The sequence below is a fragment of the Emticicia sp. MM genome, from assembly GCF_001649495.1.
Map to the genome: position 1 here is coordinate 1 of NZ_LXHX01000119.1, position 17,639 is coordinate 17,639.

Here is a 17,639-nt window from a genome sequence, read left to right on the forward strand (position 1 = left end):
TTTTTAAAATACTTTTGTTATTAGAGCGTTTTCAACCACAATCGTATTCGCCGATGAATAGCTGGCATAGTTTTTTAGGTTTAATTATCAATCCGTCAACTATTAAGAGGCACAACCAAGTACACCTAATATCAAATACAATGAGAAAGCAGTTTTTAATCATCGGAGCAGTGTTGTTAAGTTATGTTTTCGTGGCATTTCAAACAGCCCAAGCTAGTCCAAACAACGATTTGCCCAAAGTTGCTACATCTGCTGCCCCTACGGCCTATTTATTGGGCGATGTTGTAGCTGATTTTAAACTCAAAAATGTTGATGGGAAAATGCTTGCGTTATCTGATTTTTCTTCAGCTAAGGGTTTTATTATTGTTTTCTCATCAAATCACTGTCCGTTTTCCAAATCCTACGAAGACCGTGTCATTGCACTTGATAGGAAGTATGCTGCACAAGGATATCCCGTGATTATGATTAACCCTAATGACCCAGATGCTTACGAAGAAGATTCGTTTGCTAATATGCAAGCTCGTGTCAAAGAAAAAGCTTATCCGTTTCCGTATTTATCTGATGATACACAGGTTGTTTCAAAAGCATTTGGAGCGATGCGTACACCACAAGTTTATGTTTTGAAAAAAGAAGGCGGGAAAAATATTGTAAGCTATATTGGTGCCATTGATGACAACGCCCAAGACCCTTCGGGAGTAACCAAACGCTACGTAGAAGATGCCGTGAATAACCTCATGGTTGGAAAACCAGTAGTTACTACTAGCACAAAAGCAGTAGGCTGTGCAATTAAGTGGAAAAGTTGAAAAGACAGATTACAAATCTGTCCTACAAAAAATAAAAATATCGTGCCATCTGCAAAAACAGGTGGCTTTTTCTTTATTATTGACGAACTTTGTATTCGTTAGACAAAGGTTTTATCTAAGTAATTACATACATCACTCATGAGTAACAAGCTTCCCCCAATATTTCCTCCACAAAGAATGGAGAAACTTTTAGCATTTGATAGATTACTGACAATCATGGACGAACTTCGTGAGCAATGTCCGTGGGATAAAAAGCAAACAATGGATAGCCTTCGCCACCTGACAATCGAAGAAACCTATGAACTTTCAGATGCTATTTTGGAGAAGAATTTACCAGAAATAAAGAAAGAATTGGGCGATATTATGCTTCATTTGGTTTTTTATTCGAAAATTGCCTCTGAAACCGGAGATTTTGATGTGGCTGATGTGCTACATTCGGTTTGTGATAAATTGGTTTCGCGTCACCCACACATTTACGGTGATGTAAAAGCCGAAACCGAGGAAGAAGTAAAACGAAATTGGGAACAACTAAAACTAAAAGAAGGCAATAAATCGGTGTTAGGTGGAGTGCCAACTTCTTTACCAGCATTAGTAAAATCCTTGAGAATTCAAGAAAAGGCTCGAGGCGTGGGTTTTGATTGGGAGGAGAAAAGTCAGGTTTGGGCAAAAGTTGAAGAAGAAATGGGCGAGTTTAAAGAAATGTTTGATGTTGAAACCGACCAAGCCATTGATAAAGATAAAGCGGAAGGTGAATTTGGTGATTTGCTTTTCTCGTTGGTAAATTATGCCCGATTTATTAATATTAACCCAGAAACGGCCCTCGAACGTACCAATAAGAAGTTCATTAAGCGTTTTCAATATTTAGAAACAAAAGCCAAAGAAGCTAACAAAAACCTAAAAGATATGACTCTAGCCGAAATGGATGTATTTTGGGAAGAGGCAAAGAAGTTGTAAAATTTAAGTAGGACAGGTTTGTAACCTGTCAAATAGCTATTAACTGATAAGTTACAAACTTGTCTTAACTATTATGCCAAGAATTCTCGCCATTGATTATGGTGCAAAACGTACGGGTTTGGCCGTGACAGACCCTTCCAAAATCATTGCTTCGGCCCTTGAAACCGTGCCGACAGATTCGCTATTGGATTATTTAAAAAAATATACTCAAAATGAAGCAGTTGAGGCTTTTGTGGTAGGAATGCCTAAAAATCTTGATGGTTCGAGTACTGATGGTACTGCCTACGTAGAGCGTTTTGTGCTTGAATTGAAAAATATTTTCCCCGAAATACCTATTCATTTACACGATGAGCGTTTTACCTCAAAAATGGCTATGCAAACCATGATAGCGGGGGGAATGAAGAAAAAAGACCGCCAAGTAAAAGGTAATATTGATAAAATTAGTGCTGTGATTATTCTACAAAGTTTTATGGGAGTGTAGTGCAAATAATGCTAAGAACAATAAAAAATACCATCCAGAAAGTCTTGGAGCCCGACACTCCGCCTAAAATACTGATTGATGAAGTAAGTCAGCAAAAAATGCGTGAGATTCTGACAAAACACTTGCCTCAACCTGCCATTACGTATTGTTGGGATTTGTGGCGAGAACAACCTTTTCATTTCAAAATTTCTCGTACGAGAAGCACGTGTTTTGGTAATTATATTTTTCGTGAAGGACACCATAAAATTACCATTAATAATGACCTCAATCCGTATGCTTTTTTGGTAACTTATATTCATGAAATTGCACATCAACGAACTTGGCTCCATAAAGGTCGTCGAAGAATCGCACCGCATGGAAAAGAATGGAAACAACATTTTCAGCAGCTGATGGCTCCAATTTTAAACGAATTTGTTTTTCCCGAAAACCTGCTGGTTCCGCTCAGAAATTACATGCAAAACCCTGCGGCTTCATCGGTTAGTTACGCCCCATTATCAGAGGCTTTGAGGAGTTTCGATAAGGAGCAAGCAACGGGGATTATATTAACCGAACTGCCCGATAATCAATGGTTTGAGTTTAGAGGTAATGTTTTTCAGAAAATAGAAAAACGACGTACACGAATTCTTTGTGTAGAAAAAAAATCTAAACGCCGATATACTATTTTAGGTTCAGCACGTGTCAATCCAATTTAAGTTTAGCTTCTAAACAGCTTTAGTTTTATATATTTTTTATCAAAAAGATGTCTAAATACTCATCATTTTCTTGAGATAAAGCGTTTTTGTAGAAAGGTAAAAACCATAAGACTAACTTTATTAAACAATATGTTTTTGAATAAAGCGAATAGGGTTCACAGTATTTTTCGATTTATTAGCACAAATGGGAAGATATTTTTGTGCTTATTTGCTACCTTTTTCATTACACAATCTTCAGTAGCTCAGTCGGTTTTAGCAACTGGGCAATGGTTTAAAATTGCTACTACACGCACGGGCGTACACAAAATTGATGCAGCTTTTTTGCAATCAGCAGGTATTGATATTGGGAAAATTAATCCTCAAAATATTAGAATTTTTGGGAATGGGGCGGGAGTTTTACCACAAGCCAATAATGCAAAGCGTTTAGCAGATTTAACCGAAAATGCCATTGAAGTTATTGGAGAAAACGATGGTAAGTTTGACCCCGCTGATTATATCTTATTCTTTGCTGAAAGTCCGCATAAGATTATTTATAATGCCGAAAATCAAAATTTTTCGCATCAAAACAATCCATATTCCGATACCACATTTGTATTTTTAAATCTTTCAGATTCTAAAGGCCTTCGTGTGAAGAATCAGACACTACCAACAAATGTTGGAAATTTCATTCGAACATTTGATGATTTTTCTTTCCATGAACTCGACCAAAAAAATATTATTAGCTCGGGTGGAAGAGATTTAGGTGGTTCGGGGCGAGAGTGGTACGGCGAATCATTTGGCGTAAGTCCTGATATGAGTTTTGATGTAAAATCTGAAGGTGTTGTAGCAGGTTCATCTATCAAAATAAATTCAGCTATTCTCGGAGCTTCATTTGTCAGTACAAAAGTGAGCCTAAAACTCAATGCCGATTCGCTCGTTGGTGAACAACCCCTACGAGCCATCGGAACAGGTACTTATGATATCAAAGGCAATGAAAGCATTCAATCATTTACAGCACTTGCCAATGGAAAAAATACCCAAAAGTTGATTTTTAGTTTTAATAAAAACAATCAAAGTTCATCAGTTGCATATTTGAATTATTTTGAGGTACAAATGAAGCGAAAACTTCAATTTTATGCTCAGCAAACAATAGTTAGGTCGATAGAAAGTTTAAAAAATAAAATAAGCACTTTTGCCCTAAGTCAAGCATCGAATAATCAAAAAATATGGGATGTTTCGAATGCACTTACTGTTGAAAATATACCTTTTCAGATAAATAATTCAGAAGCTGTTTTTAACACCGAAACCCAAAATCAATTAAAAACCTTTGTCTTGTTTTCTGAAGCTAATTTACTCGAACCCAACGCTATTCATAAAATTCAGAATCAAAATCTTCAACAAGTACAAGTGCCTGATTTATTGATAGTTAGTGTGAGTTTTTGGCACGAACAGGCACAAAGATTAGCTGATTTTAGAAAAAAGAATGACGCATTGGATGCTATAGTAATAGATATCGAACAGATTTATAATGAATTTGGTAATGGAAGTCCAGACCCCACGGCTATTCGTGATTTTGGAAGGTTTTTATGGCAGAAAAACCCTCAAAAATTGAAGTATTTATTACTTTTTGCTGATGCAAGTTTTGATTATAAAAATCTGATTCAATATGCTGGCATAGATACTAAGTTGCAAATTCCTACCTATGAAAGTCGAGAGTCATTGAATCCTGTCAATAGTTATGCTTCGGATGATTATTTTGGGTTTTTCGAAGAAAATGAAGGTGAATGGCTAGAAAATAATGCAGGAAATCACTCACTTGATATTAGCGTAGGACGTCTGCCAGTTAAAAATTATGAGGAAGCAAAAAATGTTGTTGATAAACTGATTTATTATGCTCAAACCCAAAAAACAATGGGTAGTTGGCGAAGAAAAATTAGCTTTGTGGCCGATGATGGAGATTTTAATATTCATCAACAAGATGCCGATGATATTGCCGAAATGGCGGTTAAAAACAACCAAGATTGGCAAATTAATAAAATCTATTTAGATGCTTTCCCACAAATTGCAACGGCTAATGGAGCAATTTCGCCCGCAACTAATCGAGCTATTAATAGGATTGTGAATGAAGGTTCTTTGATTATTAATTACAGCGGGCACGGCGGCGTAGATGGTTGGACAGAAGAAAAAGTGCTAACTAGAGAACAAATTCTGACTTGGCGAAATTTGAGCAATATGCCAGTTTTCTTGACTGCTACTTGCTCGTTTGGCCGATTCGATGACCCTGGGAATGTTTCTGGAGCCGAAATGGCCATGCTTAGTCCCAAGGGTGCGGCGATTGGTTTGCTCACAACCACTCGACCAGTTTATTCAAATACTAATTTTTTGCTTAATAGTGCATTTTATCAAGCATTTTTGAAAGTAAAAGCAGGGTCAGTTTTTAGATTAGGTGATATTTTTCGAGTTACTAAAAATAATTCTTTAAGCGGTGTTTTTAATCGAAATTTCTCATTATTGGGCGACCCTTCCATGCAATTGGCTTATCCCACAGATAAAGTTGTTTTGACCAAAGTAAACGGTCTTTCGCCCGAAAAGCAAACACTAAAAGCTTTGAGTCGAGTTTCGCTTGAAGGAGAAATACAGGCATCAACAGGAAAGCTCAAAAATAACTTTAATGGCAAAGTTCTCGTCTCTGTTTTTGATAAACCTTCGGAAATTAGTACACTTGGGCAAAAAACCGAAAAGTTTAAGTATAAGGCATATCGTAACCAGCTCTTTGAAGGTATCGTAGAGGTGAAGAATGGAGGCTTTAAGCTAAGCTTTATTGTTCCTAAGGATATTAATTATCAACTTGGACTAGGAAAAGTAAGTTTTTATGCGATTTCGTCAGATAGTTTAACGGATGCCACAGGTAGTTTTAATGAATTGATGGTAGGTGGTAGCGAAACTAATATCTTGAATGATACAAAACCACCAGAAATTAAGTTAAGCGTTGATAAAAATAATGTGCTTAGTGCTGAGATAAGTGATGAAAATGGAATAAATATTTCGCAAGCTGGTGTAGGGCACGAAATGCTTTTAGTTTTAAATGATACGCTGCAAGTTGTTGTAAATCAGTATTTTGTGAATGAAAATGAGTTGACAAAAGGAGTCTTGAAATATAATTTAGGAGAACTACCTGCCGGTCGTCATACCATTAGATTAAAAGTTTGGGATACCTATAATAATTCAGCTGAAAGAGCGTTAGAATTTGTAGTTGAACGCGTTGATTTAAAAATTTTGAGAGCCTACAATTATCCAAATCCAGTTGAAAACACTACAAGTTTTTATATTGAACACAACGCCGAAAACCAAGATTTAACTATTAAATTGAGTATTTTTGATGCCAGTGGGAAGCAGATATTTGAGCACTCTGAGAATTGCTATGTATGCGATAAAACCCTGAATGTTGGCATGGAAGTTGAACCTAAAAAGTGGAAAGCAGGCACATACATATATCGCATTTCTGTTAGTTCTTCTTCTGAAAATAAAACTTCGTCGTTTGCTGGCAAAATGCTTTTTTGGAAGTAATCAAGAAAATAAGTTATATTTGAACTTGTAAAACTAAAGACAAAAATATATTCTGAAACGATAAACACCCTTTCTAAGGGTAGGATATTAAAAAATCTCACATGAAACGTAAAATTGTAGCAGCTTTGGCAAGTGTAGCTTTTATCAATGCTTTCACTACTCAAGCACAAGTTAGTAGAACCCTTTCGCCGTCAGTACCTTTTCTTACAATCTCACCAGATTCAAGAGGAGCCGCTTTGGGTGATGCTGGGGTAGCATCTACACCAGACGCTAATTCAATTTATTGGAATACCGCCAAATTAGCCTTTATAGATAAAAATATTGGTTCAACTGTATCATATACACCTTGGTTACGTGATTTAGTTGATGATATGGGGCTACTCAATGTTGGCTTATTCAAAAAACTCGATAAAAATTCGGCGTTTGGAGCATCAATGACTTACTTTAATCAAGGTGAGATACAATTTACAACTGCTACTGGACAACCAAATGGAACTTTCCAATCGAGAGATTTGAATTTTACGGCTGGTTATACTCGTAAAATCGGTAGAGATTTTTCAATGGGTATCAATGGTAAGTTTATTCACTCAAATCTTATTGGTAGCCAAGTTGTCAATGGTGTAGCAAGTAAGCCTGCAAGTACGGTAGCTGGCGACGTTTCGTTCTTCTACACTACCGACCGCCCAAGTGCAAAAGATAAAGACCGTGGAATGACCTATTCTGCAGGAGCCGTTATTTCAAACATTGGTGGTAAAATTAATTACGGAAGAAGTGCTTTCTATATTCCTACTAATTTGAAAGTTGGTGGTGCCGTTGGCTTTAAACTAGATGCTCATAATAGATTTAACTTCTTGCTTGATGCCAATAAATTATTGATTCCTACTCCACCATTGCGTGATAACAACGGAAATATTGTGAAAGGCCGTGACCCTGAAACTACCAGTGCAATTGCTGGAATTTTTGGCTCATTTTCTGATGCCCCAGATGGTTTAAAAGAAGAGCTTCGTGAAGTTACGCTTTCTACGGGTGTAGAATATTGGTATAATAATTTCTTTGCACTTCGTGGGGGGTATTTTATGGAGAGCAGTATGAAAGGGGGGAGTAAATACGTAACTACTGGTTTAGGTTTAAAAATAAGCAATTATCAACTTGATTTGGCGTATTTAGTGCCTACTTCACAAGGAAGTCCACTTGCAAATACTTGGAGAATTACTTTGATTTTTGATATGAACGGTAAGCCATCGAGTATCCCAACCGAAGTACCAACAGAAAATAACTGATGCATTAGATATTTGAATGGATAAAATTAAGGTCATAAAGGCAACAAGCGACGACGTCGAGCCATTAAAAAAAATTGGGATAGAAACTTTCTCAGAGACATTCGCTTCAATGAATTCTGAAGAAAATATGAAAGCATATTTAGAAGAAAGTTTTGCTAACCAAAAGTTATTGACCGAGTTAAAAAATCCGAATTCAATATTTTATTTTGCAAAGTATGAAGAGGATATTATTGGTTATCTGAAAATTAATACTGGCGAGTCTCAAACAGAGCTGAAAAATACAAAATCGCTCGAAATTGAAAGAATCTATGTATTAAAAGCGTATCACGGTAAAAATGTAGGGCAATTACTTTATCAGAAAGCCATAGAGGTAGCTCAAGAAATAAATGTAGACTACGTATGGTTAGGAGTATGGGAAGAAAATCTGAGAGCTATCAGTTTTTACAAAAAGAATGGATTTGTTGAGTTCGATAAGCATATTTTTAGATTAGGCGATGACGAACAAACAGATATTATGATGAAGCTTCAGATGAAAAAATAAATATCTTAAACAAAAAAGCTCAATGACTTTCATTGAGCTTTTTTGTTTGAACAAGGTCTGAATTATTTTAATTGCTGTCGTTAATTCATTAGACAAAAGTAGTTTATGCGTGATAAGCTACTGCTGTTTGTTTTTGTGTGCCAAGGTTATCAATACCCAATTCTACTACATCGCCCGCAACCAAATAGCGTTGTGGCTTAAGACCTAAGCCAACACCCGCAGGAGTACCAGTCGAGATAACATCACCTGGAAGGAGTGTCATGAATTGGCTTAAATAACTTAGAATGGTAGGAATATCAAAAATCATATCGTCTGTATTCGAATCTTGAAGCATTTCGCCATTGAGCGATAACCACAAACGCAAATCATGCGGATTCGAAATTTCATCGGCAGTAGCCATAAACGGCCCTAGTGGAGCGAATGTATCACAGCTTTTACCTTTTACCCATTGTCCGCCACGCTCCAACTGAAACTCACGTTCGCTATAATCATTGTGCAAGCAATAACCAGCAATGTAGCTCATGGCATCTTCTTTTTCTACATAACTTGCTTTTTTGCCAATAACAAAAGCTAACTCAACTTCCCAGTCAGTTTTAACTGAGTTTTTCGGAATCACTACATCGTCATTTGGCCCACAAAGAGCAGTAGTAGCTTTGAAAAATACCACTGGTTCGGTAGGAAGAGCCATATTGGATTCTGCAGCATGTTTGGCATAATTTAAGCCAATACAAATAATTTTTGATGGACGAGCCACACATGAAGCTAATCTTACATCATCAGCTACTGTTGGGCAATTAGCCGCATTAGTCCTTAGCCAGTTTTCAAGTCGGGTGATGCCATCTGTTGCAAAAAATTGCTCATTGTAGTCTTCGCCAAAAGTCGAAACATCAATTTTTTTATCATTGGCGAGAATTACGCCAGGTTTTTCGTTGGTTTGGTCGCCAAAGCGGAATAGTTTCATAAGCCCAAACCCCTAAAAGGGGATTTTTATATTGATTTATACTAATTTTCTTAAGCTAACTCTCTAATCATCAGTAAAATATCGTCAAGGTATTCACGGGAATTACTCAGGCGAGGTACCTTATTTTGTCCCCCAAGTTTACCTCGTTTCGACATCCATTGATAGAAAGTGCCGTTTTCTACAAAATGTACTTTTGGCTGTAGTAAGGCCATATCTTTGTAGCGTTTGGCGTCATAATCGGAGTTTACTTTTCTTAATGAACTATCGAGTGTTTCAATGAAAAGAGCCTCATTATCGGGCTTTTTCGAACATTCAATAATCCATTCGTGGCAACCTTTACTACCATCGCCCATATAAACAGGCCCCGCTGTATAATCAGCAATGGCGGCATTGGCAATTGCACAAGCTTCGGTGATGGCTATATCAGCATTTTCAATCACTACTTCTTCACCGAAAGCATTGATAAAGTGTTTGGTTCGCCCACTAACTTTGATTCTGTAAGGGCTAATCGAAGTAAATTTAACTGTATCGCCAATTTTATATCGCCATAAACCAGCATTGGTTGAAATCACCAAAGCATAATTTTTATCGAGCTCAACTTCTTCGAGAGTTAAGGTTTTAGGGTGCTCATTTTCCCATTCTTCCATTGGAATAAACTCATAAAAAACGCCATAATCGAGCATTAGCAACATCTCGCCAACTCTACTGAGTTCATCTTGTATGGCAAAAAATCCTTCCGAAGCATTGTAGGTTTCAAGATAAGTTACTTGTTCAGAAGGGAATAGCTTCGTACGGAATAGGTCTCTATAAGGCTGGAAAGCTACCGCTCCGTGTACAAAAACTTCGAAATTAGGCCAAACTTCAAGCATGTTTTTCTTGCCAGTTCGTTCGAGAATATTTTCTAACAAAACTACTGTCCAGGTTGGAACGCCCAAAATACTTGTTACATTTTCTTGGGTACAAATCTGAATCATTTGCTCCATTTTTTGCTCCCAATTATCGAGTAAAGCCACCTCGCTTGGAGGGGTTCGAATGAAATCTGCCCAAGCAGGAAGATTTTTAGTAATTACCGCAGAAATATCTCCAGCTTGTGTATTGGCATTAAACGGATTTGGGTGAAGTGTACCACCAATCGAGAGCCCTTTACCTTCGTAGAGCTTGGCTTCTGGGCGGTTATTTAGATAGAGGGTCATCATGTCTTTCCCTCCACGATAGTGGCAATCTTCGAGCGATTCTTCCGAAACAGGAATAAATTTACTACGAGAATTAGTTGTACCAGAAGATTTCGAAAACCACTTTATTTCTGAAGCCCAAAGAACATTTTGCTCTCCTTTCAAAACTCTTTCAATGTAAGGATAAAGTTCTTCGTAGGTGGAAATAGGTACTCGCTCTTGAAACTTTTTAATCGAATCAATGCTACTATAGTCGTATTTTATACCCCATTCAGTGTATCGGGCGTTTTCGATGAGGTCGTGAAAAACACGGTTTTGCGTGTCTATTGGATTACGCAAAAACTCCTCAATTCGTGTAATGCGACGTTTAAGAAAAAAACTAAGTATGTCGTTAAGCATGCTCATTTGGTGGTTTGAAAGCACCAAACTCTTTAACGCCACAAGTTAGGGTTTGTAGCTCAGAAGTTTGTGACTCCAAAATTATTCGGGAAAATTAGGCTTTTTTTCTGAATCTCACAAACCTTTGGTGCGGTCGGGATAATCTGTAATGAGGCCGTCGCAGCCAACAGCTTTTACCTTTTCCATGTCTTCACGGCGGTTTACCGTCCAAGGAATTACTTTTATGCCTAATTCGTGGAGTTCTTTTACTCTTTTTTCAGTTGCTTGTGCAAAATAGGGGCTCCAAATTTCGGGTTTAAAACCTAATTTATTCAGATTAAATTGAATATCGTTGTTATCAAAAGGTTCGATTAATGCGGAAAGGGCGATGGCTTTATATTTTTTTTCCTCAATTTGTTTGTGCCAAAATTTCAATACATTGAAATCAAAACTTTGTAAAGTAACTCTCTCGGGTGGAATTTGCTTGATGATTACTTTATAAACCAAGTCGGAAAATTCTTCAACTGATGGCTGAGAAATGCCGTATTCTTTCTCCTCACTTTTTATTTCTATGTTATATTTCAAAGGTTTTACCCCTTTTTCTCGTGCGTATTTTTCACTTTCATGAATCATATCTTCGAGTAGGGGTTTATACACCGCCATTTTAAATTGCTCAGGATAATCTTTATTACCACGAAGACCTACATCATATTTTTCGATTTCTTCGTAAGTAAGCTGATATAAATTACCCTGAGTTTCTTTCGTAATAAAATTTCCAGAAGGGTCGGTTGTACAATTTGGATTAAAGAAAGGGTCATGAGAAACTACCACTTTTTTATCTTTCGAGATAACCACATCTAACTCTAATGTATGTACTCCCAAATCAATGGCTTTCTTGAATGCCGGAATTGTATTTTCTGGCATTAGTCCTCGAGAACCACGGTGGCCTTGAATTTCAAAATTCATGCTTTGGGCAAAGGTTAATATTGGGAAAATAATAAAAAGTATAGTTTTCATGAGTTTCTTTTACTAAACATTCCACCAATAAGTAAACTTCAATACTAAAGCACGGTTACGTACTTGAAAAGTATCAGAATAATAATTATCGGTATAAACCAAAAATAGGTCGGAAGCGGGGCTATATCTCCACTGCAAACGCGTATTTAGGTTCATGTTTTTAGTTTGGTTATTATACTGTAAAAAGTTTGTAAAGAATAATTTATTCGTGAAAGTTACATCAATTTTAGGGCCTATCAACCAAAAATTATATTGTGTATTTATTAATTCTTTAGGTAATATTTTATCGTCTTTGAAATCTAGACGATTATAATTTGCAGCCACCGTGAGAGCTACATAAGGTTGGAAACGATAACCTACTTCGCCATTCAAGCGTAGGCGAGTACCATTGGCGTAATAGCCACCGTATCTACTCGAAACCAAATAAGTGAATAAAGCTTGGGGTTTTGAAGTATAATCTACACCAAATGAGTTCCATTTATGTTCACTGCCTTTTGGTAAGAAAACGCCCGCATAATTGGTAGGGTCAAATTGGTTTAATAAATATACGTAGTTATGAGCTACCCAAGCCATTAATGTGCTTGTTTTTCGGAAATTTATACGGTAAGATAAGAATTTTTCGTTTTCAACTTCCTTCGAAAAATCTCTATTAAAATAATGCGTAAACATTGTCAGAGGACCATGGCTTAATACTTTGCTTGATGGTTTTGGGAAAAACAAATATCCCACTTGCGGGTTTAGTTTTCCGTAATCTAAGCGTGGTACGTAGCCTACTTCAGCGGTGTAGTTAGTGCCTACTTGTTCGAGTTGTACGCCCGCTGTCCAGCGTTTATTTGTATAAAGAATATTTCCTGCTAAAACGCCATCATTAGGCTTAGAGGTCGGTGTAAACGACTTTAAGTAGAGCAGTTTACCAGTCCAAGCGTTATTTTTTGAAAGAATATTGTACTCAATGCCTAAGTTTCTATTAAACTCACTAACATTTTTTGTGTCATTTAATGATTCGTACCCGATAGTTTGTTTATTGACAAACATAACCGCCACATTTGAACGGGCAAAAACACGGCGTTGGAGTGCAATAACGCCAAAATTCTGAGCTGCTGGAACAATATCATTTTTACCAGTTTGCATATCCATGAGGCCAATTCTCCAATCTTTATTAAGTTTTCCACTGACTCTCGCCCCAAACTTGATTGGCGTATTTAAGCCAATGCGGCGAGAAAAAAATGGACGAATGGTTTGATAACCAAAATTTGAGAACAAATCACCATTCTCTAAGAAAAACTGCCGTCTTTCGGGAAAAAGGAGTTCAAATCGGTCAAGATTAGTTTGCTGTTGGTCAACTTCTACTTGTGAGAAGTCGGGATTAACGGTTAAATCGAGATTTAGTGAAGAAGTAAGACCCACTTTGGCATCAAAACCAACATCTCCACGGTAATCGGCAGGAAGTTTTTTCTCGTGATTTTTACTTACACCACCTAAAATATAAGGAATTAATGAAATATTTGAAGAAGCCGTTGGTGGTTCTTCATCCCAAATCAATGAGGCTGCGTATGCCAATGATGCCGTCGGAAATTGGCGTGGTACAGGTGCCCAAGAAGACTTTTCGGTAGTTTTTAGGTCTAAACGGCTAAAATTTACCCCCCAACGCTTAATTCCTTTTTTATATCGAAGTGTTTTAAAGGGAATGGCACATTCCCAAACCCATTTTTCATCATCGTATTTTACTTCTGAAGTCCACTTATTTTCCCAAGTAAGACTAATGCTGCTACCATTATACATGAGCCCGTCCCACTGAGCTCCCATGGCATTCGCCCCAAACGAAAAGCCATTAGTTTGGTCATCGAATGTATCAATAAATAGTAAGTCGTTATCGTTTTTTCCGAAAGCAAAATCGCGTTTCAACGATTCTACCATATACGGACCAGGTAGTTTATCATAATTGATAAAAACCACGTATAGATTTTTATCGTCGTAGGTCATTTTTACATCCGTACGTACTTTGGCGTAGGAAGTATCCATTGGTAAAACTTGGTAGAAGTTGGTGGCCAATTGAGCATCTGCCCAGGCTTTTTCATCAACAATTCCATCAACTTTTACGGCTGAAGTTGCTCGATGGATGTGATACTCCATCTTTTCATTTTTTTTCTGAGCAAAAGTGTTTAGGAGGGTTAGTAGGAAAAAAGGAGCTAGTAGGTACTTGTACATTTTATATGATTAGATTGTAGTTTTGTTTATAACAAAATTATGTTTTTTCTACACGATTCCCTTGTAAATAAGTCCAAATGACAAAAAAAAGCGACAAAACTTTGAGTACGAACAAGTTAGAATTCTTTTGAGGCAAACCAGCGTTGATTTTTATCTTACCCAAATCTTTTGTTGATTAGGACAAAATAAAACGTCGGCAAGTAGCTCCCTTTGGGTTCTAAACCTTGCCGACGCCGAAAAAATCTGATATTTTTTATTTCTTCTCTGCTAATTCTGCGATTTTTTGGTGAATCATTACTTGATTTGACATGATTTTAGAGAAACCTCTTACATCATCGCCACTCCAAGCATTGTTCATTTCGCCGTAGCTACCAAATACCGGTGACATCAAATCGTAGTTAGATTTAATACCCAATAATTGGAAGTTATAAGGAGCTAAGTGTACACGTACTTCACCTGTTACGTGCGACTGCATGCTTTCCAAGAATTTTTCAATATCACGCATCAAAGGCTCTAAGAATTGGCCTTCGTGGAGCATCATTCCGTACCATTCGGCCAAATTTTGCTTCCAGTATTGTTGCCATTTAGATAACACGTGTTTCTCTAATAAATGGTGAGCTTTGATAATTATCAATGGAGCAGCAGCCTCGAAACCCACGCGGCCTTTGATACCAATAATGGTATCGCCTACGTGAATATCACGACCAATTCCATAAGGAGCTGCAATTTCAGTCAAACGACGAATGGCAGAAACTGGGTTTTCGAAACTTTCTCCAGCAACGCCTTTCAATTCACCATTAACAAATTGAAGAACTACTTCCTCAGTACCCGTTTTGGTTACTTGAGTCGGGAAGGCACTTTCTGGAAGGAAATCATGAGAATTTAGAGTCTCACGGCCACCTACTGAAGTTCCCCACAAACCTTTATTGATTGAATAAGCTGCTTTATGCCATTCACGAACAACACCTTTCGAAATTAAAAACTCAATTTCAGCTTCGCGAGATAATCTTAAATCTCTGATTGGTGTGATAATTTGTGCATTGGGTAATACAATTCTGAAAACCATATCAAAACGCACTTGGTCATTGCCTGCACCTGTACTTCCGTGAGCAACCGCCTCAGCACCAATTTGCTTAGCATATTCGGCTACTGCTACTGCTTGAAACATACGCTCAGCACTTACCGAAAGTGGATACGTATTGTTTTTCAGGATATTTCCATAAACCAAAAAACGAATACATTTCTGATAATACTCATCAACCATGCGAGCTGTGTAGTGGTGTTTTACGCCCAACTCATAAGCTTTGGTTTCGATGTCCTTCATTTCTGCTTCCGAAAAACCGCCCGTATCAACTAATACAGAATGAACTTCATGACCCAACTCTTCGGTCAAATATTTTACACAAAACGAAGTATCTAAGCCTCCGCTGTAAGCCAAAACAACTTTCATAAGCCAAAACCCGCCCCAAAATGAGCGTATTTTTTAGAGTTCAACAAAATTTCCCACAAAAATAGGACTTATTAATGTGAAATATCGAATTTTATTTAAAATTATTGCATTTTTCGTATAATCTCGAGATATAATTAACATCCCCCTGCCCCCCCTGAAAGGGGGAATATTTTCCCGAGAACAAAAATCCCCCTTTGAAGGGGGTAGGGGGATGTATTATTAGAGAAAATAATAATTACCTTGGTACAGTGAAATACATGATTGTGCCGATGCACGAAAAAACAATGTTAGGTAGCCAAACTGCCAGCATCGGAGGCATACTACCCGATTCGGCAATACCTTTCGACATAATGAAGAATAAGATATACACAAAGGCCAAAACGAAGCCAATAGCAATCTGAAAACCAACGCCTCCACGTGCTTTCCGAGCCGATACAATTAGGCCCATCAACGATAAAATGATTACGGCAAAAGGCGTAACAATTCTTTGGTAAAGTTCAATCTGAAAAGACTCAATACCTTCAGCTCCACGACTGCGAATTAATTCGATTCGCTTCCTTAATTCGGGTATCGTAAAGGTTTCATAAATATTACGGTCACTTTCAAAATCACTCGGAGAAAGATTAATCAAAGTATCTTTAGAAGCCACATTATAGATGATTTTATCTTTCATAATACCCAAGGTTCGAATCTTATAATCTGTAATTTTCCAACGTTTTGTACTATCATTCCATTCGATTCTTTTGGCCGATAGCTTCTCAATGAGTTTATTATCAACAATCTTTTCGAGCGTAAAATCATAGCCCATTTTTGTTTCGTTGTTATAGCTCGACATATACGCGTAGGTATTGGGAGCTACTGCAGTATGAAAATCTCGGTCGGAGAAATAAAATTTATCATTGACATAAACAGCTTCAAAACCTAAGCGAACTTTATTAGCTTTTGGGAGAATCCAGCCGACCATCACGAAAGATAAAACCGCCACCATTGAAGAGGCTATAAAATAAGGTAGCATCAGGCGAGGGAAACTGGTTCCACTACTTAGAATAGCTACAATTTCGGTGTGAGCTGCCATTTGGGCAGTAAAAAAAACCGTAGAAATAAAAATCATCAACGGACTAATATAATTGGCCCAATATGGAGCAAGATTAGCGTAGTAAGAAAGTAAAATGGCACGCATTGGTGCGTTTTTCTGAATGAAATCATCGTTTTTTTCCACGAAATCAATCACCATGATAATGAGCACAATGACCAATACCGCAAAAAAGTATGTCTTCAGAAATCGCTTGATTAGATATTTATCGAGAATATTCATAAAGCCCCATTTGAGGGAAACTAAAGGTTTATGATTTGGAAATTTGGTGCAAAGATAAGTAATCTTAGATGCTCATTGGTTTTATTAAGAAGTATTAACAAAGTTGTTTTCTGAAAATTACGCTTCTTGTGTTTGTACCAATAAGTTTCTGGCTACTTCATGACTAACGAAGAGCTTTAGTTGGTCGTTCAATAATAAGCTGTAAGATTTATCAAATTCACTTATTTCCAATACTTTAAGGTTACAACCAAGTGTAATTTGTTGTTTATCAAGATGTTGGAGAAAAGCAGGTGAATGTACTGAAACCCCCATCATGATGACTGATTGATTAAGCGGAATTTCTGATAGTTTTTGATAACTCACCGATGGCATCTTACCTTTTGCATCTGGAATTGGGTCGCCATGAGGGTCAAATTTAGGGTTATCCAAGAAATCATCAAGGCGTTTGGTTAATTCTTTCGAGTCGATATGTTCGAGTTGCTCAGCAATATCATGAATCTCATCCCAGCCAAAGCCAAGTTTTTCTACCAAAAAAACTTCCCAAAGTCTATGCTTCCTAATGACACCCAAAGCAATTTGCTCACCTGCTTCGGTGAGTGTAACGCCTTGATATTTTCGGTAATTGATAAAGTTTTTTTCAGCCAATTTACGTAACATATCCGAAACCGAGGCGGCTTTGGTTTGCGTATGTTCGGCTAGTTGATTTGTGCTTACCTCGTTGCCATTGTGGCGTTCGGTAAGAAGATATATGATTTTAAGATAATTTTCTTCGGTGAAAGAGGTGATTAGTTGATTGTCCACAGTAGATAGACGATAGTATGAAAAATAGGCATAATAGCCA

Annotated in this window: 14 protein-coding genes; 7 read left to right on the forward strand and 7 right to left on the reverse strand. The window is 37.3% G+C overall.

The features are described 5' to 3' along the window. The 7 genes from A6M55_RS16205 to A6M55_RS16235 form a co-directional block, all read left to right on the forward strand. Positions 1-803 (forward strand): thioredoxin family protein (locus tag A6M55_RS16205; RefSeq protein ID WP_229235556.1); only part of this gene is annotated, 803 nt, incomplete at its 5' end. 177 nt (positions 804-980) lie between these two features. Continuing rightward, on the forward strand, positions 981-1,757 hold the full coding sequence (gene mazG / locus A6M55_RS16210; protein ID WP_229235557.1) for a nucleoside triphosphate pyrophosphohydrolase: 777 nt from the start codon (positions 981-983) through the stop codon (positions 1,755-1,757). A 73-nt stretch (positions 1,758-1,830) separates the two neighbouring features. Beyond that, positions 1,831-2,238 (forward strand): Holliday junction resolvase RuvX, encoded by a 408-nt coding sequence (gene ruvX, locus A6M55_RS16215; protein ID WP_015028497.1) that lies wholly within the window; start codon positions 1,831-1,833, stop codon positions 2,236-2,238. A gap of 8 nt (positions 2,239-2,246) precedes the next feature. Further along, positions 2,247-2,930 (forward strand): SprT-like domain-containing protein, encoded by a 684-nt coding sequence (locus A6M55_RS16220; RefSeq protein ID WP_082893073.1) that lies wholly within the window; start codon positions 2,247-2,249, stop codon positions 2,928-2,930. Between the two features lie 129 nt (positions 2,931-3,059). After that, positions 3,060-6,476, forward strand: a complete 3,417-nt coding sequence (gene porU, locus A6M55_RS16225; protein WP_082893074.1) for a type IX secretion system sortase PorU — start codon at positions 3,060-3,062, stop codon at positions 6,474-6,476. 101 nt (positions 6,477-6,577) lie between these two features. After that, the gene (gene porV, locus A6M55_RS16230) at positions 6,578-7,756 is read left to right on the forward strand and encodes a type IX secretion system outer membrane channel protein PorV (protein ID WP_015028494.1); all 1,179 of its coding nucleotides are present in this window, start codon (positions 6,578-6,580) and stop codon (positions 7,754-7,756) included. A gap of 16 nt (positions 7,757-7,772) precedes the next feature. Further along, complete coding sequence (locus A6M55_RS16235; protein ID WP_015028493.1) at positions 7,773-8,297, forward strand: GNAT family N-acetyltransferase; 525 nt, start codon at positions 7,773-7,775, stop codon at positions 8,295-8,297. Positions 8,298-8,400: 103 nt separating this feature from the next. On the opposite strand, the gene A6M55_RS16240 is transcribed toward A6M55_RS16235, so the two are convergent. The 7 genes from A6M55_RS16240 to A6M55_RS16270 all read right to left on the reverse strand — a co-directional run bounded on the left by A6M55_RS16240 (position 8,401) and on the right by A6M55_RS16270 (position 17,584). Then, positions 8,401-9,258: a fumarylacetoacetate hydrolase family protein gene (locus A6M55_RS16240; RefSeq protein ID WP_064198549.1), complete on the reverse strand. Its 858-nt coding sequence runs from the start codon at positions 9,256-9,258 to the stop codon at positions 8,401-8,403. Between the two features lie 50 nt (positions 9,259-9,308). Then, positions 9,309-10,835 (reverse strand): GH3 auxin-responsive promoter family protein, encoded by a 1,527-nt coding sequence (locus tag A6M55_RS16245; protein ID WP_064198550.1) that lies wholly within the window; start codon positions 10,833-10,835, stop codon positions 9,309-9,311. Positions 10,836-10,943: 108 nt separating this feature from the next. After that, a complete protein-coding gene (locus A6M55_RS16250) occupies positions 10,944-11,825 on the reverse strand; it encodes a glycerophosphodiester phosphodiesterase family protein (RefSeq protein WP_064198551.1) in 882 nt (293 codons plus the stop codon). 12 nt (positions 11,826-11,837) lie between these two features. Beyond that, positions 11,838-14,033 carry a carbohydrate binding family 9 domain-containing protein gene (locus tag A6M55_RS16255; RefSeq protein ID WP_015028489.1) on the reverse strand — a complete coding sequence of 732 codons (2,196 nt, stop codon included), beginning with the start codon at positions 14,031-14,033 and terminating at the stop codon, positions 11,838-11,840. 253 nt (positions 14,034-14,286) lie between these two features. Then, positions 14,287-15,483, reverse strand: a complete 1,197-nt coding sequence (locus tag A6M55_RS16260) for an argininosuccinate synthase (protein WP_015028488.1) — start codon at positions 15,481-15,483, stop codon at positions 14,287-14,289. A gap of 235 nt (positions 15,484-15,718) precedes the next feature. Next, a complete protein-coding gene (locus A6M55_RS16265; RefSeq protein WP_015028487.1) occupies positions 15,719-16,798 on the reverse strand; it encodes an LptF/LptG family permease in 1,080 nt (359 codons plus the stop codon). A 117-nt stretch (positions 16,799-16,915) separates the two neighbouring features. Next, positions 16,916-17,584: a metal-dependent transcriptional regulator gene (locus A6M55_RS16270; RefSeq protein ID WP_041693959.1), complete on the reverse strand. Its 669-nt coding sequence runs from the start codon at positions 17,582-17,584 to the stop codon at positions 16,916-16,918. Positions 17,585-17,639: the final 55 nt, after the last annotated feature.

Excerpts from the sequence above, each read along its gene's own strand:
- mazG (WP_229235557.1), top strand. The coding sequence starts at position 981 with ATGGAGAAACTTTTAGCATTTGATAGATTACTGACAATCATGGACGAA.
- ruvX (WP_015028497.1), top strand. The coding sequence starts at position 1,831 with ATGCCAAGAATTCTCGCCATTGATTATGGTGCAAAACGTACGGGTTTG.
- A6M55_RS16220 (WP_082893073.1), top strand. The coding sequence starts at position 2,247 with ATGCTAAGAACAATAAAAAATACCATCCAGAAAGTCTTGGAGCCCGAC.
- porU (WP_082893074.1), top strand. The coding sequence starts at position 3,060 with ATGTTTTTGAATAAAGCGAATAGGGTTCACAGTATTTTTCGATTTATT.
- porV (WP_015028494.1), top strand. The coding sequence starts at position 6,578 with ATGAAACGTAAAATTGTAGCAGCTTTGGCAAGTGTAGCTTTTATCAAT.
- A6M55_RS16235 (WP_015028493.1), top strand. The coding sequence starts at position 7,773 with ATGGATAAAATTAAGGTCATAAAGGCAACAAGCGACGACGTCGAGCCA.
- A6M55_RS16240 (WP_064198549.1), bottom strand. The coding sequence starts at position 9,258 with ATGAAACTATTCCGCTTTGGCGACCAAACCAACGAAAAACCTGGCGTA.
- A6M55_RS16245 (WP_064198550.1), bottom strand. The coding sequence starts at position 10,835 with ATGAGCATGCTTAACGACATACTTAGTTTTTTTCTTAAACGTCGCATT.
- A6M55_RS16250 (WP_064198551.1), bottom strand. The coding sequence starts at position 11,825 with ATGAAAACTATACTTTTTATTATTTTCCCAATATTAACCTTTGCCCAA.
- A6M55_RS16255 (WP_015028489.1), bottom strand. The coding sequence starts at position 14,033 with ATGTACAAGTACCTACTAGCTCCTTTTTTCCTACTAACCCTCCTAAAC.
- A6M55_RS16260 (WP_015028488.1), bottom strand. The coding sequence starts at position 15,483 with ATGAAAGTTGTTTTGGCTTACAGCGGAGGCTTAGATACTTCGTTTTGT.
- A6M55_RS16265 (WP_015028487.1), bottom strand. The coding sequence starts at position 16,798 with ATGAATATTCTCGATAAATATCTAATCAAGCGATTTCTGAAGACATAC.